Source organism: Sulfitobacter pontiacus (assembly GCF_040790665.1).
In the GTDB taxonomy this organism is placed as follows: Bacteria; Pseudomonadota; Alphaproteobacteria; order Rhodobacterales; family Rhodobacteraceae; genus Sulfitobacter; species Sulfitobacter pontiacus.
Genome location: NZ_CP160850.1, coordinates 37,980 through 56,091, shown reverse-complemented (window position 1 = coordinate 56,091; position 18,112 = coordinate 37,980). Strand labels below are relative to the sequence as shown.

Here is an 18,112-nt window from a genome sequence, read left to right as displayed (position 1 = left end):
ACTATGAAAATCGCACGTTTCTCCATTGAAAATCCGCTTTATACGTGGATTTTCATCCTCTTCGCCCTGTTTGGGGGTGTGTTTGGCTACCTGTCGGTCGGCAAGCTGGAAGACCCGAGCTTTACCTTGAAATCCGCCATCGTCGCCACCGCCTATCCCGGTGCCAGCGCGGCAGAGGTGGCGACCGAAATCTCTGAGGTGCTAGAGGCTGAAATCCAGCAGATGGACGAGGTCAAGACCGTCACCTCGCGCAATACCCACGGGCTGTCGGTCATCGAAGTCGAGATGCAGGATGAATACGACGGCACCGAGCTGCCACAGGTCTGGGATGATCTGCGAGATCGTGTGTCTGACGCGGCAAGCTCACTGCCCTCGGGGGCCTATCCGTCACAGGTGAACGACGATTTTGGCGATGTTTTCGGTATCCTATATGCCGTCTCCGCCCCCGGCTTTTCGGATTCCGAGATCTGGGAGATCGCGACCTTTATCCGGCGTGACCTGCTGACGGTCGACGGTGTTGCCAACGTCGATATCGACGGGCTGCCGGAAGAGGCGATTTTTGTCGAACCAGCGTCGCAAAAGATGTCACAGCTTGGCATTGATCCCAGCGTGATCATCGGCGCGATCAGTGAATCCACAGCGATCAACCCCACCGGCTTTGTCGAAACTGGCGATACCAACCTGCGGATCGACGGTCCCTCGGGCGATGATAGTGTCAATGAAATCAGCGCCTTGACCTTCGGCTTTCAGGGCGAGGTGCTGAACCTACTGGACGTGGCAACCGTGTCGCGGGGCCGTGTGGACGCCCCCGACCACCTTTTGCGTCAAGACGGGCAAGAGGTCTTCACCCTTGGCGTTTCGGGACTGGAATCGGAAAATATCGTCGAGGTCGGCAAACGCGTCGAAGCGCAGCTTGAGACCTTGCAGACCTTCCTTCCCGTCGGAGTAGAGATCACGCCGATCTACGAACAACACCGCGTCGTGGACGAAGCCAACAACAGCTTCCTTTTGTCTCTTGCCATGTCCGTGGGCGTGGTGATCGGGGTGCTTGCGCTGTTCATGGGGGTCCGCGCCTCTGTTGTTGTCGGCGTATCGCTTTTGCTGACCGTGCTGGCCACGTTCTTCTTCATGTATCTGTTCGGCGTCAAAGTTGAACGGATCAGCCTTGGGGCCTTGATCATCGCGATGGGGATGCTGGTGGATAACGCCATCGTCATCGCCGAGGGTATGCAACAGGAAATGCGCAAGGGGCGGCCCTCGGTTGCGGCCGCGGATACAGCGGCGCAGAATACGCAGATCCCCCTGCTGGGTGCCACGGTCATCGGGATCATGGCTTTTGCCGGGATCGGTCTGTCGCCTGACGCCACGGGCGAATTCATGTTCTCGCTTTTTGCGGTGATCGCGATCTCGTTGTTGATGTCGTGGATCGTTGCGGTGACTGTGACGCCTTTGCTGGGGCACTATATGCTGAAGATCGGCGGGCTGGCGGATGACGACAGCGGGTATAACGGCCCGATTTTCCGCAGCTATGGCAACCTTGTCAGGCTGGTGCTGCGGTTCCGCTGGCTGGTATTTGCCGGCCTGATCGGCACCACGGCGGCCTGTGTGATGATCTTTGGTCAGGTCAAACAGCAGTTCTTCCCTGCGTCCAACACGCCGCTGTTCTACTTTGAATATAAGGCTGAGCAAGGCAGCTCTATCCAGTCGACCTCCCGCGATCTTGCGGTTATCGAGGATTGGCTGCTCGCGCGCGACGACGTGGACACTGTGACGACGACCATCGGTGCCGGCCTGACGCGCTATGTTCTGACCTACACGCCCGGAGACAGCGACCCTTCGATCGGGCAGCTGGTGGTGCGCGCCACCTCGGCTGACGCAATCCCCGCCCTGCGCGCCGAGCTTGACCAGTTCGCAATCAACGCGCTGCCTTGGGCAGAGGTGCAGACCAAGCGGATCATTTTCGGCCCCGGTGGCGGGTCGGATATCGAGGCGCGTTTTTCTGGGCCTGACCCCGAAGTGCTGCGCGATCTGGCCGATCAGGCAGAAGATATCCTGCGTGACGCGACCCCGCTGCTGCATACCGAACATGTCGATTGGCGCGAGAAAGTGCTTGTGACCCGCCCTGTCTATGCCGAGGACCGTGCGCAGGCCGTGGGCATCGGGCGCGGCGATGTGGCGGATGCGATTGCCCTGTCGACCAATGGGATCACCGCGGGCACCTACCGCGAACGGGACCGGCTGATCGACATCATCGTGCGGGTGCCGCGTGCGGAATCCGCGAGCAACGGGCAGCTGCCCGACCAGATCGTCTATTCCGCCGCGCTTGGGGACTACCTGCCGCTGAGCCAGGTGATCGACGGGTTCAAGGTCACCGCCGAAAACGCGGTGATCGAACGGCGCAACCGCGTGCAGACGATCACGGTACAGGCCAACGTCATCGAAGGCGTCACCCCGCCCACCGTCTTCCCGCAGATCCGCCCGCTGATCGAAGAGATCGAGCTGCCGGTCGGCTATACCCTTGAATGGGGCGGAGAGTTCGAGAACGCGGGCGACGCGCAGGCCTCGCTTGGCAAGCAGATGCCGCTGAGCTTCGGGACCATGTTGCTGATCACCATCCTGCTGTTCGGCAAACTGCGTCAGACCGCGGTGATCTGGACCATCGTGCCCATGGCGATCAACGGGGCGGCACTGGGGCTGTTGTTCTCGGGGTTGGCGTTCAGCTTTACCGCGCTGCTGGGGCTGCTGTCGCTGTCGGGGATGTTGATCAAGAACGCCATTGTTCTGGTCGAAGAGATCGACGTGCAGAAAGAAAACGGCCTGAACCAGCACGACGCCATTGTCACCGCCAGTGTCAGCCGTTTGCGCCCTGTGGTTCTGGCGGCGGTCACGACGATCCTCGGGATGGTGCCGCTGCTGGCCGATTCGTTCTTTGCCGCGATGGCGGTGACGATTATGGGCGGTTTGGGCTTTGCCTCTGTTCTGACGCTGATCGGTGTGCCGGCGCTATATCACACCTATCTCGCGAAAGAGCGCCGCGCGGATGCGGCGGCCAAACCGGCCTAGGAAAACGGATTATGCCGTGGTGCCATGCACCACGGCATGCGCCAAGGCACGGGCCAGCGCGTCGCGCTCCGCCTCGGATTGATCGGGCCGGATACGGTACCAGTCAACCAGCCCGTTCAATGCACCCATCAACGCACGGCTGGCGATTTCGATGTTTGGCACGTCCAACTCCCCCTGCGCCACACCCGCGCGCAGCACCTCGCGGTAGAGATTTTCATAGTCGTTGCGCAGGGTAATCAGCTCGCGCAGCACGGCGCGCTCGGCTTCGGTGGTGGAGCCGCGCAAATAGACCTCTACGCCCAAGCGGATACTGCGCTGATAGGGCAGCGTATCCATCATCACACGCGCATGGGCATGGGCCATCAATTCAAGCTTGCTGATGTTGGAAGTATTCAATGATATCAGCGGGGTAACCGCGTCAAAACAATATTGCATCGCCTGTCGGTACACCGCGAAATAGATCGCGTTCTTGGACCGGAAATGGTGGTACACCCGCCCCTTGGTCGCACCCAGAACATCGGCGATATCGTCCATCGTCGCCTTGTCGAGCCCCTTGAGCATAAAGCACTGCGCCGCCGCCTCGATGATCTCGCGGCGGCTGTCATGCTTGGGCGCGGCCCCCTCGGTGGCGTCCGTCAGCGTGTCGTCATCGATGTGTTCGTCCATTCGGTTCAGCCTTTGACAGCGGGTGCGCAGTAAAGAACGGGGGGTTTTGCCCGTGTAGCGTGAATACTGAGCCGAAAAAAACGGTTGTGACAAGCCGTTGCGTCAGCGGACCCCCCGTAATTATCCGTTAGCGCACTTACATCACCGACAGCTATTGACACCTGCGCGCCCTGTTACGAGAGTAACATACTACTCGGAATGTTGGACCGTCAAAACACAGGCTCAACACATCAGACCGTGGGAATGGACGGTGTGCCGAGTACCGAAAATCAAGGGGCAACCACGCGTTTTGCGCGGTTGCGTGACCCGAAATATATGTTTGGGAGGACATACATGACTTATAAATCATCCGTCGCAGTCACCGCATTGGTCGCTGCTGTTGCCATCGCCGGTCAGGCCAGCGCGAAAGAGCGTCTGAACTTTGCCTACGGCTATCCGAATAACTCTGCCATCGGTCTGGCGGTTGACGCCTACGCCGAAGCCGTGGCCGAACGCTCTGACGGTGAAGTCGACGTAACCGGTTTCGCGATGTCCCTGCTGAGCCTGCCTGAAACCTCGCCCGGTGTGCGCGACGGTCTGGCGGATGTCGGCTTTGTGCTGCCGCCCTACTATCCGGCGGAATATTCGACCAACCTCTTCCTGCACGAGATGAACCTGCTGGTGAACCTTGTGGAAGAACCCACAGGCAAAGAGCCGCTGGCCTTCACCGGCGCGATGGTCGAATACACCTTCACCAAATGCCCCGAGTGTCTGGAAGAATATAGCGCGCAAAATCAGGTCTATACCGGCGGCGGCGTGACCCCGCTGTACAACCTGCTGTGCAAGGACGTCAAAGTCACCTCCGTCGAGGATCTGAACGGTCTGCGTCTGCGTGCCGGTGGTGCCGGTTTCGTACGTTTCGCCGAAGCTTTCGGTGCCCAAGGCGTGCGTCTGCCCGTTTCCGAAGCCTATGAAGCGCTGGATCAAGGCATCATCGACTGCGCCATGCTGTCCGCGCCCGAGCTGACAAACTACAACCTGCACGAGGTCGTCACCGACATCACGCTGGCCGTACCGGGCGGTGTGTTTGCGGGCGTTTCCTCGGCAAATGTGAATGCGGACCGCTGGAAGGGCATGGACGACGCAGCGCGCGAAGCCCTGCTGTGGGGTGGCAGCCAGATGACGGCGCACACAACATGGAACTTCTACACCGACGATGCCACGGCGATCGAACATGCGCGTGGGGCCGGGATCAACATCCACGAACCCGACGCAGAGCTGCTGGCAGCGGTCAAGGAATTCAGCCGTCAGGACCTCAAGACCGTTTCCGCCCTGTTCAAAGACACTTACGACGTAGCGCGGGCCGATGAAATCGCCGCCGATTTCGAGCCGCTGTTGGCCAAGTGGAACGATCTGGTGGTCGACGTGGACAGCGCTGACGCGTTGAACCAAGTGATCTGGGATCAGGTGATTTCCAAAGTGGACCCAGCGACTTACGCGCAGTAAGCCGCCCATCCGCTGATCACAACGGGGTGCCGCGCCGATGCGCGTGGCCCCCCGACGGCCCCTTTTGCAAACGGATACTCCGATGAAACTTATCGCGTCAGTGATCTCTGCGGTGATCACGTTGACCGCTTCGCTGGCTGGTATCATTGTTCTGATGCTGGTTGCCCATGTCACCATCGACGTGGTCATGCGCTTTGCGTTCGATACGCCGCTGAACTCTACTATTCTTTACGTCTCGGCCTTTTATATGGTCGCGATCGCCTTTCTGCCTCTCGCCGCGGTGGAGCAAAACGACAGCCACATCGCGGTTGAACTGCTGGTCGAAAGGTTTCCCACCAAAGTACAAAGCTTTCTCGCGGGGTTGGCCTTGCTGCTGACCTGCATCGTGACCGCCACCGTCGCGATCCGCACCGGAGACGAGGCTTTGGCGAAATTTATCGGCGGCTCCTATTCGATCGAGGCAGGCGGGAAGGTGACCACATGGCCCACCTATCTGGCGCTGCCCTTGGGCTTTGGCCTGATGTCGATCGTCGCCGCGTGGAAATTCATCTGTCACCTTACCGGCCGCCCCCACGGGTTGAACGCCTTGCAGGTTGAAGACCCCTATCTAGCCGGCGGAGACGCACAATGACCGAGTTACAAATCGCAGGCATCTTTATCGCGATCCTGCTGGCGATGATCCTGATGCGTATCCCGATCGGCATCTCGCTGATCGCCGTGTCCTTTGGCGGGCTTTGGTCCATGTTCAACTGGAACATCGCCTGGGGGAGCCTCGGGATCGTGCCCTATAGCTTTGCCAATTCATGGGTGCTGAGCTCTATCCCCGCCTTCCTGTTCATGGGGTTCATCTGTTATCACACAAGGCTGACGCAGGGGCTGTTCAACGCCGCGCAGATCTGGCTGTCGAGCCTACCGGGCGGCCTTGCGATTGCGTCAGTCTTTGGCTGCGCGGGTTTTGCCGCTGTGACCGGATCGTCGGTCGCCTGCTCTGCGGCGATGGGTAAAATCGCGGTACCTGAAATGGTGCGTCACCGGTACAGCCCCGAACTGGCGACGGGCACCGTTGCCGCGGCGGGGACCATTGGTGCCCTGATCCCACCATCCATCCTGATGATCCTCTACGGCATCATCTCGCGGCAGTCAGTCAGCGCGCTCTTCCTAGGTGGTCTGGTGGTCGGGGTGATCACGCTGGTCGCCTATATCGTGCTGATCCTCGTGCGGGTGAAGATGAACCCTGATCTTGCCCCTCCGGTCCAGATCAGCGCGACGCGCGCGGAAAAGATCAAGGCATTGGGTCAGACATGGCCGGTGCTGCTGATCGTGATCGGTGTGTTCGCGGGTCTGTTTGGCGGGGCGTTCACCCCGACCGAAGCGGGCGCCATCGGGGCCATGCTGTCGACCATTGTCGCCCTGCTGTACCGCACGCTGACGTTCAAGGCGCTGCGCATGGCGATCACCGAAACACTGACCACCACCGCAGCTTTGCTGATCATCGCCGTGGGGGCCAGCCTGCTGACACGCTTTCTGGCGCTGTCGGGGATCGGGGACGCGCTGTCCGATGCGATCCTGGGCTTTGGTGCCGCGCCGCTGTTGATCATGATCGGCATCGTTTGCGTCTATCTTGCGCTTGGCATGATGCTGGAGCCCGTCGGTGCGATGCTGCTGACCTTGCCTATCGTTCTGCCCATCGTCGAAGAGACGGGCTATAGCCTGCTGTGGTTCGGTGTGGTGCTGGTCAAACTGCTCGAGATCGGGATGATCACGCCGCCCATGGGGATGAACGTCTTTGTGATCAAAGGAGTGGTCGGCAATACCGCGTCGCTGTCCACGATCTTCAAGGGCGTGTTCTGGTTCGTCATCGTTGATCTGTTGATCGTGGCGGCGTTGATCGCCGTGCCCGATATCGTGATGTTCCTGCCCGATTGGGTCGGCCGCTAAGACATCGCCTCCGGCGCGGAGCTTTCCGCGCCGGAGCTTTCTACAGCGTGATAGCTTGCCCGTGAGGCGTCCGCGCCGCCGCTTCGTGCCATGCGTCTTTACACGCCGTCAGCTCGGCCGCCGTTGTCAGCTGCTTCTGCGCCACGATCTTTTCCAGCGCGGTCAGCCAGTGCTGGTAGTAGTCACGCTCTGTCCCTGAATGCACCTCTGCGGTCAGCGCTTGCGCCCATTCGGCCCATGTGAAGGCCCCCGATTGATGCAGGGACACCGCCATCGCAAAGGCCTGCGCCTGCCACGGCGCGTCAAACACCGGTTCATCATCCGACAGCGTAATATCGGGCAAAAGCGAAAGATCGGGCAGGGTCATGATACGGTCCTTAGATAGGGTTCCCACAGATCAAGGGTCACGCTGTCATCCGCGCGCGCCTGATCGCCCCAAAGCGTGCGCGCCGAAAAGGCCACCTGATACAGCCATTGCGGATCCTCGCCCTGCCCTTGCGCATTGCTATCGGGAAAGACGTGAAACCCGTGCACCTTGGTGATCGTCCCGATCTTGTCGCGGGCATAACGTGCCATGCGGGTGTGGGTGGCGGGATGGTTGTTAATCGTTCTGATCTGATCCCCGACGGCAAAGGCCGGGGTCCCAGTCGCGGGCCGATCCGCCGGCCCCCCCGCCGCCAACATGTCGTCGACATCTTCGGCAGCAAGCTTGCGTTTGATCGCCGCGGCGGGGGTCAGCGGCACCGATTGCGCGATCTCTGCCTCGGTGAGCATCCCCTTTTCCACCATCAACCGCTTGGCCGCTTTCAGCCAGATCGCGTAATAGGGCGTGCGGGTATAATCGCCCGGATGCATATCCTCGCGCGCGGATCGCGCAGCATCGATATTCCACTGCCCGCAGGCCCCAAGCGCCACCACGATACCAAGCGCGCGGGCCTCCCAGGGGGCGTGAAACAGCGGTTCGTCCTCTTCTTGCACCACAGGGCCAAAGCCCATCATCCCGCCAAGGTCCGCCCCGCCGTTCATGATGCCACCTGCGGCGCGCGCGTCAGCCCTGTCCCGATCATCGCATTGCGTGTCACCAGATCGGCCAACTGTTCCATCGAATAGCCTTCGGTTCCCGCCGGGCGCTGCGGGATCACGAGATAGCGGATCTCGGCGGTTGAATCATGCACCTCGACCCGCGTTGCCGGATCAAGGGTCACGCCGAACTCCGCCAGCACCCCACGCGGATCAATCACCGCCCGTGACCGGAAGGGAGGTGATTTATACCACGTCGGCGGCAGCCCCAGCACCGACCACGGGTAGCAAGAGCACAGCGTGCAGACGACCAGATGATGCACCTCGTCCGAGTTGAACACCGCTTCGATATGCTCGCCCTGACGGGAATGATACCCAAGCGAATGGATCGCTGCAGAGGAATCGCGCCGCAGCCAAGCCTCGAATTCCGGCTCGACCCATGATTTCGCCACCACATGCGCGCCGTTGCGCGGGCCGATCTTGGTCTCGTAGGTCTGGATGATACGGTCCACCGCCGCGCTGTCGATATAGCCCTTAGCGCTCAGCAGGCTTTCCAGCGCCCTCACCCGCGCCTCGGTTTCTGTCAGATGTGAATGATCGCCGTCGTGATCATGCCCGTGGGATGTCATCGTTCCGCCCCCTTCGCCCTGCGTGTTGATGCAACGATAGGAGGGAACGCCGCGATTGGAAACCACCATATGTGTGGGCGGCCCGCCGCGACTTCCGTGACGTCAACATACCTTACTTATCCCCCCGTCCTGACACGAAGCGACCGCAGGAATGCCTAATTTGTTAACCAAGTTGACCCAAAGCCAAGGAGCCCCGCATGAGAACCTATCCGATCCCCTTTAACGAAGAAGCCCGCCTGCGCGCCGTTTTTGACATTCCGGGACTGACCGCACAAAACGAAGCGTTGTTTGACACGATATGCGAGGCGGCGCGCACCCTGCTTGACTGTCCGATTGCGCATATCAGCGTGGTCGAAGAGGACAGCCAGTGGTATAAATCCGTTGTGGGCATGCATCTGGACCCGATGCCTAAGGACACCGGTTTTTGTGCGCACACCATTATGTCCGACGCGCCGATGATCGTGCCCGATCTCAGCAAGGACGCCCGCTTTGAACGGCACCCGATGGTCGCCAAGGGCGGGCCGGAGGCGCGCTATTACGCGGGTGTGCCGCTTATCCTGTCCTCCGGTCACCGCTTTGGCAGCCTTTGTGCGCTGGACCTGAAGCCCCATGAATACCCTTCGGAAAAGCAGATTGCCCTGCTCACCGATCTGGGTCGTATCGTCGTTGCCGCACTAGAGCGGAGCCAACCCGAAGCCCCCGAAGTGCAGCAGGATAAAACCGCGCAATCAGCCTTCCTGACCTTGGTCGGGCACGAGTTGCGCACGCCGCTCACCGTACTTTTCGGCAGTCTCAAGCTGTTGGAGGCGACAGCAAGCACCGGTACTAACCCCACGCTGATCCATTCGGCCCGTCGGTCGGTGGATCACCTGACGAAACTGATTGAAACGATCCTGTCCTATAGTAACGCCAGCACCGGCGAGCTGCGGTTGAACGAACAAAACTGCGACCTTGCCGCGATCCTGAGCGCGGTTGCAAGGTTGCAGTTCCCCACCACGGATGTGGCGGCCAAAACGGTCACGCTTCGTGATACTGTGATGCTGGATACGCTGCATGTGGACGCCGAACAGATCGAGCTTGCCGTCACAGCCTTGGTGTTGAATGCCGTGATGCACGGCGGGACCGACATCACCCTAGAGACGTTTCAGGACATGGACGGGAACATCGAGATTTCGGTCCGGGACAACGGCAGTTTCGACGAACATGTCGAACTGGCCGAACTTTACAAACCTTTTGTCGTGGGCGGGTCGCTGGACCACCGCGCGACCAAGGGCGGGCTGGGTCTGGGGCTGCCCCTGACCCGCAAGCTGGTCGAGATGCACGGCGGCGATTTTGAGGTCCACGCAGAAGCGGATCACAGCCGCGCCGTCATCCGCCTGCCCGCGTGGCGGGGTAAAACCGCGATGATCCAGGCCGCCAAGATGGCGCCCGCCACTGTCCCCGATGCGCGGCAGAAGCTTATCTAGCAGCGGAGCCTAAAAGCTTGTCTCGGCGTGGTGGATGAACCGGGCCTCAAGCGCGCTTGGTTGGCGTTCGGCATGGGTCAGGATGTGAAACCGTCGCTGCGGGGTGTCGATGGGCACGTCGACCATCCGCCCCGCCTCGATCGACCGGCGGACCACCAGATCGGACAGCAGCGCGGCACCGATGCCCGCTTCGACCGCGCTGCACACCGCCTCGTTTGACGGAAGCTCCAGTGTGCTTTCCAGATTCTCCAGCCCCAAGCCCTGCCGCCCGAGCCACTGCAGAAAACTGTCGCGCGTGCCTGACCCTGCTTCCCGCAGGATCCAAGGGGTCTGGCGCAAGCGTTCAGGCGAAAGATCGCCCGCCGCGGCACCGCTTGGGAACACCAGCCGCAGCGTGTCCCCCGCCACCGCCTTAGCGCGGAGTGTGGTGAGCTGGCAGTCCCCCTCGATAATGCCGATGTCAGCTTGCAATGCTTCGACCGCGCGGGCGGCGTCGTCGCTGTTGCCGATCCGCACTGTCAGCGCGATCTCGGGGTGCGCCGCGCGGAACCGCGCGATCACCGCGGGCAACCAGTAGTTCGCGACCGTCTGGCTTGCCGCAAGCCGAAGCCTGCCGCGTTTCACCCCCGCCAGATCATCCAGCCGCTGGCTGGCGATGGCTGCGCGGGCCAGTACGGCACGGGCTTCGCCCAGAAAATCGCGCCCCGCATCGGTCAGCACAATCCGCCGTCCGATACGATCAAAGAGGCGCAGGTTATGACGATCTTCCAGCGCGGCGATGGCAGCGCTGGTCGCACTCTGGGTCTGGTTCAATGCTTCGGCGGCGCGGGTCATGTGTTCACGCTCTGCCACGGCAACGAAAATGCGCAACTGGTCCAGTGTCATCAGGCGGCCCCCGTCAGGATGATCAGCGCAAGGCTGACGCCCATGATAAAGACCCAAGCCGCCGCCCCCAGCAAGGCCGGACGCCCCCCCGCCGCAGCAAGTTTGCGCAGATCGGTCTCAAGCCCCATCGCCGCAAGCGCCATCGCCAGCAGGAATTGCGTCACACCGGTCGCGGGGTCCAGCACCGCCTGCGGCACCCAACCGGTCGAGGCCACGCCGACCATCGCGATGAACCCGAAAACAAACCACGGGATCGGGGCCTTGCCGCCACCGCCTTGCCCCTGACGCCGCCGCGCGGCAAACGCGCCCAGACACAGGATCATCGGGGCAAGCATCATCACCCGCGTGAGCTTGGCAATCGTGCCGAACTGGCCGGCCTCCTCGCCGCGCTGGAAGGCGGCGGCGACGACCTGGGCGACCTCGTGGATCGACGCACCGGTCCAAAGGCCAAAGCCGCGCGGGCCAAGGGTCAGCCAGCTTTCGGCCAAGGGCAGCAGGATCATGGAGAGCGAGCCAAAAATCGTCACGCAAGCCACCGCATAGGCGACGTCTTCGTCGCGGCCACGGGTGACGGTATTGGTTGCGATCACGGCAGAGGCCCCGCAGATCGACGTGCCCGCCGCGATCAACTGCGTCAGCTTGGCATCCACCCCCAGCACGCGGCCCAGCCATGTGGTGAACCCGAAGGTCAGCACCAGCGACAGCGCGATCACCGCGACCCCCACCCAGCCGACAGCCGCAACCTGCCCCAGCGTCAGCTGCAACCCCATCAGGATAATCCCCGCCCGCAACACCGGCCGCATACTGATCGCAAGCCCTGCCTTCGCCACCTCGGGCGTGCCAAGGGTGTTGCGCAGCGCCATGCCCAGAAGGATCGCGAGGATCAACGGGCTCAGCATCCCCACCCCCGGCAGATACCGCAGTGCAAAGGCCAGCGCGGCGATCATGGCGGCAAGCGCCAGACCCGGCCAGATCGATGGCGTGGTTTTATCAGCGTGGATGTGGTCAGAGAGGGTCGTATCCGTCATAGCGTGCCTAAGTATCGTCGTTACCTGTGCACTATCGGCTATTCCGATACATCAATCCAACGGATTATAATTGTCCAAATGATCGGAATGGGTGATTGATTGGTTAGGCCGCGGCAGTCGCTTGATGCAGCGTCTCTCTTTACGCTTGGGGTTCTACGCCCCTATCGTTATGGGACTGCCGAAACCCGCATCGCTGCGCAGAAAGGGAAACCCATGGTCCCGATCATCTTTGGCCCCCTGCGGACCCGTGAAACGCCGCGCCAGTCGCGTGCGGTGACCCGCGTGCATGTCATCCTGAACGCCACGGCGGCGCTGCTGGCCGAGAACCGGTTGCAAGACCTCACCACCACTGCCATCGCGACCCGTGCCGGGGTGCCTGTCAGCTCTATCTATCGGTATTTTCCCACGCTTGATGACGTGCTGCTTGAACTCTATTCGCAGACCGCCAATGAATTACGCGCCAAGCTTTTCGCCAGCCTTGATGATGTTCACGCCCATACGACATGGCGGGACCGGTTGCGTGCCGTGCTGGATGTGCAGCGCAGGTATCTGGCGCGACATCCCTACTACCGCCCCCTGCTGCTGCATTTCGCGACGAAACGCGGGCCGCTCGCGATCGAGGATGACGACCACGATGATCTGGTCCGCTTTCTATGCAACAGATGGGAAAGCGGTGCCGACGGGTTTCAGGGTGGCGATCCGGTGGTGGTGGCCAAGACCACGATCCAGATCTCCCTTGCGATGGAAGATCTGGTCGCGGCGCAGGCGGATCGGCGCAGCTCTCGCCCCTATTCGCAAGAGCTGACCAAAGTGCTTGAACGTTATCTGGCGCAATACCTGTCGGATTAGCGCCTGCGGGTCAGGCGATTGTATCCGCCCGCCCCGCTTGCCGCCCAGAAAAGATGCAGCCGCCCAGAAACGTCCCCTCAAGCGCGTTATACCCGTGATACCCACCGCCGCCAAAACCGGCGACCTCGCCCGCCGCGAACAGCCCCGGGATCGGCGTGCCAGAGGCATCCAGCATCTGGCTGTCAAGATTGGTCTGCAACCCGCCCAGAGTTTTGCGCGTGATGATGTTCAGCTTGACCCCGATCAACGGCCCGTTTTCAGGGTCGAGGATCTTGTGCAGTTTCGCCGTGCGTTGCAGCTTGTCGCCGCGATAGTTCCGCGCCGCATGGATCGCCATGATCTGCGCGTCTTTGGTGAAGTTGTTATCGACCTGCCTGTCGCGGGCCCTGATCTCGGCCTCGATCTTGTCAAGCGACAACAGGTCATTCCCCTCCATCCCGTTCATCTTGGCGATGAGCTCGGGCAATGTTTGGGCGACGACGAAATTCTCGCCATGCTCCTTGAAGGCCTCGACGGCGGGGGTCGCGGCCTTGTTCAGGATACGTTGCTGCAAGACTTTGACCCAGCTTTTGTCGGCGAAATCGGGGTTCTGCTCTGACCCTGACAGGGCAAATTCCTTTTTCACGATCTTCTGCGTCGTGATGAACCACGAATAATCAAAGCCCGTATCAAGGATCATCTTCAAAGACCCCAGACTGTCGAACCCCGGCAGCGACGGCGCGGGAAAGCGGTTGCCCTTTGCATCGAACCACATCGACGACGGGCCGGGCAGGATACGGATACCGTGGTTGGGCCAGATCGGGTCCCAGTTCTTCACGCCCTCGGTATAGTGCCACATGCGGTCATTGTTGATCAGCTGGCCGCCCGCCGCCTCGCTGATGGCGATCATGCGGCCATCGACGTGGGCGGGCACGCCGGCGATCATCTCTTTCGGGGCGGGCCCAAGACGTGCCGTCGGCCATGACTTGCGCACCAGCTCGAAATCTCCGCCGATCCCGCCGGAGGTGACAACGACAGAGGGCGCGCGCAGTTCGAAATCGCCCACGATATCACGGTTGGTCTTTTGCCCGCGCGATGCCCCGTCCGCCGCCAGCACCTCGCCCGAGACACCGACCGCGGCACCGTTTTCCATGATGATATGCGAACAGCGATGGCGGAATTTCAGCGCGATGCGACCGGCCTGTTCGTGTTCCCGCACGCGGCGTTCGAATGGTTCCATTGTTCCGGGCCCAACACCCCAAGTCAGGTGGAAGCGCGGCACCGAATTCCCGTGACCCGACCCAAAGCTGCCGCCGCGTTCGGCCCATCCCACGACGGGAAACCACCGCATCCCCATATCGTACAGCCAACTGCGCATCGGGCCTGCGGCGAAATCGACATAGGCCTCGGCCCATTTGCGCGGCCATGCGTCTTCGGGTCGGTCGAACTGCGCCGATCCCATCCAGTCTTGCAGCGCAAGTTCGCGGCTGTCCTTGATGCCCATCCGGCGCTGTTCGGGGCTGTCGATCAGCATCAGCCCGCCAAGGGACCAGAAGGCCTGCCCGCCCAGAAAGGCTTCGGGTTCCTGATCGATGATGGTGACCTGTTTCCCACGATCAGCCAGTTCGGCTGCGGCGACCAGTCCGGCCAGACCGCCGCCCACGATAATTACGTCAGAGGTGTTCATGCAAAGCTCCTTACGCTGTGCCGATGCGGCGGTATTTCAAAACGACGGGCAGGATGATCAGATACATCAGGATACCGTAAACAGCCGACGGCAGCGCATAGGCGGTGAACCCACCCTCGCCGCCGACAATGATCGCGGCAACGGCGATCCCCAGGGTACTGTTCTGCACCCCCGTCTCGACCGAGATGGTCTTGGCCTCGGTCACCGACCGGCCAAGCAGCCGCGGCACGGCAAAGCCGATGGTGGTCAGCGCGGCCAGCAAGACCAGCAGCGCGGGCCCGATCACCACGATATTTTCCACAAACAGCGCCCAATTCGCCGCCAGCGCCGCCAGCACGATCGCCGCAAACAGGATCGTCGCCACCGCGCTCAGCTTAGGCTCCGCCCGGGTCATCGCGGCAGGGGCCATCGCCCGCGCGCCCAAGCCAAGCGTGACAGGCACCACCGTCAGGGCAAACATGGTGACCGCGGTTTTGGTGATGTCGATCTCGGGCGCGGCATCGCCCATGAAATATCCCATCGACAGGCCCAAAATCAGCGGCACGGTCACCACACTGGCAAGGCTGATCACCGCCGTCAGCGACACCGACAGCGCCACATCCCCTTTCGCCAGCTTCGAGATCACATTGCTGGTCACCCCACCGGGGCAGGCCGCCAAGATCATGAAGCCCACGGCCATTTCCGCGCGGATGCCGAAGGCCAGCACACAGATAAAGGTCACGAGCGGCAGCAGGATGCTCTGGTTCAGCGCCCCGATGAAAAAAGCGAGCGGCCGCTGCCCGACACGGGCGAAATCCGCAGGTGTCAGCCCGACACCCAAGGTAAACATGATAAACGCCAAGCCAAGCGGCAAGACGACCGAAATCAGTATGTCCACGATTATCCCTCCCAAGACATCTGTGAAAAACAGAATATATTTCCGGTATAGCCGTCAAGTGCCGATTCACCTAAGAGAAATCCGCTCTGCCGTAACGTCGCGCACGGGCCCCCGATGGACCCTTCCCCAAAGTAAGGTTACCTTAGCATAAGGGAACGAAACAACCTGCGCGCCCGAAAGTGGCGGGTGGGCATTGGCACGATGGGAGTACATCTAATGTCGGATACGGTGATTGCGGATTTTGATCGCAAGCTTGCACGAGAGGCGTTTGAACAGCGCGCGGCGCAGGGTGCTGCGGCGCTGACGCGTCTGGGGGCGGGGGCGGATGTGCCTGTGGCGCTGATCATGCGCAACGATCTGACCCAGCTCGAGGTCATGCGCGCTGCGGCCATGGCCGGCACGGTCATCGTGGCGCAGAACTGGCACGCCGCCGCAGAAGAGGCCGGCGCCATTTGCGACGACAGCGGCGCCCAGTTCGTGATCATCCACCGTGACCTGATCGACGCGCTGCGCCCCGCCCTCGAAGGGCGCACGGTCATCGCGGTCACCCCTGATACCGCGCTGCGTCAAGCCTATGGCATTGATGACGCCGCCGCAAAGACCGACCCCGAGACACCGGAATGGTCCGCGCTGGTAGATGCCGCCGACCCCATCACCCCGCGCGAGATGATGCGCCCGCTGATGCGCTATACCTCGGGCTCGACCGGCAAGCCGAAGGGCGTGCGGCGTTTGGGAGGCGGGCCCAAGCGCGACTTTGAAGAGGTGCTTTCGCGCGTAGGCACCGAGATGTTGCAGCTCAAACCCGGCTCGCGGTTCTTTACGGCCGCGCCGATCTATCACTCGGCACCATCAACGCTGACCTCTGCCGCGCTGGTCACCCCGGGCGTATCGACCTTTGTCGCGCCCAAGTTCGATCCCGAAAGCTTCCTCGCCACGATCGAGGCTCAGCGCATTACCCATATCTATCTGGTCCCCACCATGATGAGCCGGATGCTGAAGCTCCCCCAAGAGGTGAAGGCGAAATATGACCTGTCCTCGGTGGAATTCTGCGTCTCGACGGGGTCACCCTGGCCACATGACCTGAAAGTAGCGATGATCGACTGGTGGGGGCCGGTGTTCTGGGAAAGCTACGGCGCGACAGAGATCGGGTTTATGACGATGGTATCCTCGGCAGACGCTTTGGCACGGCCCGGTACCGCAGGGCGGATGCAGATGGGCGGCACGCTGTTGATCCTTGACCCCGATGGGAACGAGCTGCCCGCCGGTCAGGTGGGCGAGATTTATGCCCGCATGGATGCCTTCGGCGGGTTCGACTATTCCAACGATCCCGAAAGCCGCGCCTCGGCTGAAAAGCACGGGCATTTCTCTGTCGGGGATCTGGGATCGGTGGATGAGGACGGGTTCCTGTTCATCACGGATCGCAAGAAAGACATGATCATCTCGGGCGGGGCCAATATCTTTCCCGCCGAGATCGAAGCGGTGCTGATGCGCGCGCCTTTCATCCGCGATGTCGCCGTCTTTGGCGCGCCTGACCCCGAATTTGGCGAACAGATCGTCGCGGCGGTTGAACTGGCCGATGGGCACAGCGCCGACAAACAGAAGGTGCTGGATTTCCTTGACGGCAAACTGGCCCGATTCAAAGCGCCACGGATTGTCGATTTCCACGAGGCCCTGCCCCGCGAAGACAGCGGCAAGATCTTCAAACCCCGCCTGCGCGCGCCCTACTGGGACGGGGCGGGCCGGTCGATCTGACCCTGACCTGACGCCCCAACACCAACAGGGACCGGTGCGAAGTGCGCCGGTCTCCTTGTGTTGGGGCGCGGGGATTCCTACATCGCGCCGGTACACACGCCGCCCCGAGGGGCCAAAAACAGGATGATCACGATGACCAGCACCCTATTAGAGCAGTTGAACTGGCGCTATGCGACCAAGAAGATGGACCCGTCCAAGAAAGTCCCTCAGGACAAAGTCGACACCATCGTCGAAGCCATCCGCATGACCCCCACCTCAAGCGGCACCCAGCCCTTCGAGCTGCTGGTCGTGACCAACTCCGACAAGCTGGCGCAGATCCAGAAAGCCGCCAGCGACCAGACCCAGATCACCGAAGGGTCACATCTGCTGGTGTTCGCGGCGTGGGATAACTACACCAAAGACCGCATAGACGCGGTCACCGATCTGAATGTCGAAGCCCGTGGCGACCTGCCCTTGCTCAGCGCCTATTACGAGAACCTGAAAAACAACTACCTGCCCCGCGATGCCGAGGTAAACTACGCCCATGCCGCGCGTCAGGCCTATATCGCGCTTGGGGTGGCACTGGTTGCCGCCGCTGAACAAGAGGTCGACAGCACCCCGATGGAGGGTTTCGACCCAGCGAAGGTAGACGAGATTCTGGGCCTTAAAGAGCGCGGCCTGCGGTCGGTGATCCTGCTGCCTCTGGGCTACCGCGACGCGGAATCCGACTGGCTGGCCCCGATGAAAAAGGTACGCAAGTCGGCGGAAACGCTGGTCACCCATATCGACTGATTGCTGCGGGGCGAAGG

At 61.5% G+C, this 18,112-nt stretch carries 16 protein-coding genes; 8 read left to right on the top strand and 8 right to left on the bottom strand.

What is annotated here, in order from left to right; translation table 11 throughout:
• Positions 1–3: 3 nt before the first annotated feature.
• Positions 4–3,063 (top strand): efflux RND transporter permease subunit, encoded by a 3,060-nt coding sequence (locus AB1495_RS15155; RefSeq protein ID WP_074637098.1) that lies wholly within the window; start codon positions 4–6, stop codon positions 3,061–3,063.
• Positions 3,064–3,072: 9 nt separating this feature from the next.
• On the opposite strand, the gene AB1495_RS15150 is transcribed toward AB1495_RS15155, so the two are convergent.
• A complete protein-coding gene (locus tag AB1495_RS15150) occupies positions 3,073–3,729 on the bottom strand; it encodes a TetR/AcrR family transcriptional regulator (RefSeq protein WP_074637100.1) in 657 nt (218 codons plus the stop codon).
• Positions 3,730–4,062: 333 nt separating this feature from the next.
• Here AB1495_RS15150 and AB1495_RS15145 point away from each other — a divergent pair, with 333 nt between their 5' ends.
• The 3 genes from AB1495_RS15145 to AB1495_RS15135 all read left to right on the top strand — a co-directional run bounded on the left by AB1495_RS15145 (position 4,063) and on the right by AB1495_RS15135 (position 7,152).
• Positions 4,063–5,214, top strand: coding sequence for a C4-dicarboxylate TRAP transporter substrate-binding protein (locus AB1495_RS15145; protein WP_074637175.1), 1,152 nt, complete (start codon positions 4,063–4,065; stop codon positions 5,212–5,214).
• An 82-nt stretch (positions 5,215–5,296) separates the two neighbouring features.
• Positions 5,297–5,845, top strand: coding sequence for a TRAP transporter small permease (locus AB1495_RS15140; protein WP_009824216.1), 549 nt, complete (start codon positions 5,297–5,299; stop codon positions 5,843–5,845).
• Positions 5,842–7,152 (top strand): TRAP transporter large permease, encoded by a 1,311-nt coding sequence (locus AB1495_RS15135; RefSeq protein ID WP_005848709.1) that lies wholly within the window; start codon positions 5,842–5,844, stop codon positions 7,150–7,152. Before AB1495_RS15140 ends, AB1495_RS15135 begins: the two co-directional genes overlap by 4 nt.
• A gap of 40 nt (positions 7,153–7,192) precedes the next feature.
• On the opposite strand, the gene AB1495_RS15130 is transcribed toward AB1495_RS15135, so the two are convergent.
• The 3 genes from AB1495_RS15130 to nthA are packed head-to-tail and all read right to left on the bottom strand — an operon-like array spanning position 7,193 to position 8,801.
• Positions 7,193–7,519 (bottom strand): nitrile hydratase accessory protein, encoded by a 327-nt coding sequence (locus AB1495_RS15130; RefSeq protein ID WP_074637102.1) that lies wholly within the window; start codon positions 7,517–7,519, stop codon positions 7,193–7,195.
• Positions 7,516–8,178, bottom strand: coding sequence for a nitrile hydratase subunit beta (gene nthB / locus AB1495_RS15125; RefSeq protein ID WP_074637104.1), 663 nt, complete (start codon positions 8,176–8,178; stop codon positions 7,516–7,518). The genes AB1495_RS15130 and nthB overlap by 4 nt, the downstream gene beginning before the upstream one ends.
• Complete coding sequence (gene nthA, locus AB1495_RS15120) at positions 8,175–8,801, bottom strand: nitrile hydratase subunit alpha (RefSeq protein WP_074637106.1); 627 nt, start codon at positions 8,799–8,801, stop codon at positions 8,175–8,177. Before nthA ends, nthB begins: the two co-directional genes overlap by 4 nt.
• A 197-nt stretch (positions 8,802–8,998) precedes the next feature.
• Here nthA and AB1495_RS15115 point away from each other — a divergent pair, with 197 nt between their 5' ends.
• The gene (locus AB1495_RS15115) at positions 8,999–10,267 is read left to right on the top strand and encodes a GAF domain-containing sensor histidine kinase (protein WP_074637108.1); all 1,269 of its coding nucleotides are present in this window, start codon (positions 8,999–9,001) and stop codon (positions 10,265–10,267) included.
• Positions 10,268–10,276: 9 nt separating this feature from the next.
• On the opposite strand, the gene AB1495_RS15110 is transcribed toward AB1495_RS15115, so the two are convergent.
• Both AB1495_RS15110 and AB1495_RS15105 read right to left on the bottom strand, forming a co-directional pair.
• Positions 10,277–11,152, bottom strand: a complete 876-nt coding sequence (locus AB1495_RS15110) for a LysR substrate-binding domain-containing protein (protein WP_074637111.1) — start codon at positions 11,150–11,152, stop codon at positions 10,277–10,279.
• A complete protein-coding gene (locus AB1495_RS15105) occupies positions 11,152–12,180 on the bottom strand; it encodes a YeiH family protein (protein ID WP_074637114.1) in 1,029 nt (342 codons plus the stop codon). The genes AB1495_RS15110 and AB1495_RS15105 overlap by 1 nt, the downstream gene beginning before the upstream one ends.
• Before the next feature lie 213 nt (positions 12,181–12,393).
• Here AB1495_RS15105 and AB1495_RS15100 point away from each other — a divergent pair, with 213 nt between their 5' ends.
• Complete coding sequence (locus AB1495_RS15100; protein WP_074637116.1) at positions 12,394–13,029, top strand: TetR/AcrR family transcriptional regulator; 636 nt, start codon at positions 12,394–12,396, stop codon at positions 13,027–13,029.
• A gap of 10 nt (positions 13,030–13,039) precedes the next feature.
• Here the strand turns inward: AB1495_RS15100 and AB1495_RS15095 are convergent, their stop codons facing one another.
• Together AB1495_RS15095 and AB1495_RS15090 are read right to left on the bottom strand one after the other, a co-directional pair.
• Positions 13,040–14,695: an FAD-binding dehydrogenase gene (locus AB1495_RS15095; protein WP_074637118.1), complete on the bottom strand. Its 1,656-nt coding sequence runs from the start codon at positions 14,693–14,695 to the stop codon at positions 13,040–13,042.
• A 10-nt stretch (positions 14,696–14,705) separates the two neighbouring features.
• Positions 14,706–15,572, bottom strand: coding sequence for a bile acid:sodium symporter family protein (locus AB1495_RS15090; protein WP_074637119.1), 867 nt, complete (start codon positions 15,570–15,572; stop codon positions 14,706–14,708).
• Positions 15,573–15,773: 201 nt separating this feature from the next.
• Here AB1495_RS15090 and AB1495_RS15085 point away from each other — a divergent pair, with 201 nt between their 5' ends.
• Together AB1495_RS15085 and AB1495_RS15080 are read left to right on the top strand one after the other, a co-directional pair.
• Positions 15,774–17,324, top strand: a complete 1,551-nt coding sequence (locus AB1495_RS15085; RefSeq protein WP_367581979.1) for an AMP-binding protein — start codon at positions 15,774–15,776, stop codon at positions 17,322–17,324.
• A 123-nt stretch (positions 17,325–17,447) separates the two neighbouring features.
• Entirely contained in the window at positions 17,448–18,095 is a 648-nt protein-coding gene (locus AB1495_RS15080) for an NAD(P)H-dependent oxidoreductase (protein WP_139283831.1), read from the top strand.
• Positions 18,096–18,112: the final 17 nt, after the last annotated feature.

Coding starts and splice junctions, on each gene's coding strand:
- AB1495_RS15155 (WP_074637098.1), top strand. CDS start 4: ATGAAAATCGCACGTTTCTCCATTGAAAATCCGCTTTATACGTGGATT.
- AB1495_RS15150 (WP_074637100.1), bottom strand. CDS start 3,729: ATGGACGAACACATCGATGACGACACGCTGACGGACGCCACCGAGGGG.
- AB1495_RS15145 (WP_074637175.1), top strand. CDS start 4,063: ATGACTTATAAATCATCCGTCGCAGTCACCGCATTGGTCGCTGCTGTT.
- AB1495_RS15140 (WP_009824216.1), top strand. CDS start 5,297: ATGAAACTTATCGCGTCAGTGATCTCTGCGGTGATCACGTTGACCGCT.
- AB1495_RS15135 (WP_005848709.1), top strand. CDS start 5,842: ATGACCGAGTTACAAATCGCAGGCATCTTTATCGCGATCCTGCTGGCG.
- AB1495_RS15130 (WP_074637102.1), bottom strand. CDS start 7,519: ATGACCCTGCCCGATCTTTCGCTTTTGCCCGATATTACGCTGTCGGAT.
- nthB (WP_074637104.1), bottom strand. CDS start 8,178: ATGAACGGCGGGGCGGACCTTGGCGGGATGATGGGCTTTGGCCCTGTG.
- nthA (WP_074637106.1), bottom strand. CDS start 8,801: ATGACATCCCACGGGCATGATCACGACGGCGATCATTCACATCTGACA.
- AB1495_RS15115 (WP_074637108.1), top strand. CDS start 8,999: ATGAGAACCTATCCGATCCCCTTTAACGAAGAAGCCCGCCTGCGCGCC.
- AB1495_RS15110 (WP_074637111.1), bottom strand. CDS start 11,152: ATGACACTGGACCAGTTGCGCATTTTCGTTGCCGTGGCAGAGCGTGAA.
- AB1495_RS15105 (WP_074637114.1), bottom strand. CDS start 12,180: ATGACGGATACGACCCTCTCTGACCACATCCACGCTGATAAAACCACG.
- AB1495_RS15100 (WP_074637116.1), top strand. CDS start 12,394: ATGGTCCCGATCATCTTTGGCCCCCTGCGGACCCGTGAAACGCCGCGC.
- AB1495_RS15095 (WP_074637118.1), bottom strand. CDS start 14,695: ATGAACACCTCTGACGTAATTATCGTGGGCGGCGGTCTGGCCGGACTG.
- AB1495_RS15085 (WP_367581979.1), top strand. CDS start 15,774: ATGGGAGTACATCTAATGTCGGATACGGTGATTGCGGATTTTGATCGC.
- AB1495_RS15080 (WP_139283831.1), top strand. CDS start 17,448: ATGATCACGATGACCAGCACCCTATTAGAGCAGTTGAACTGGCGCTAT.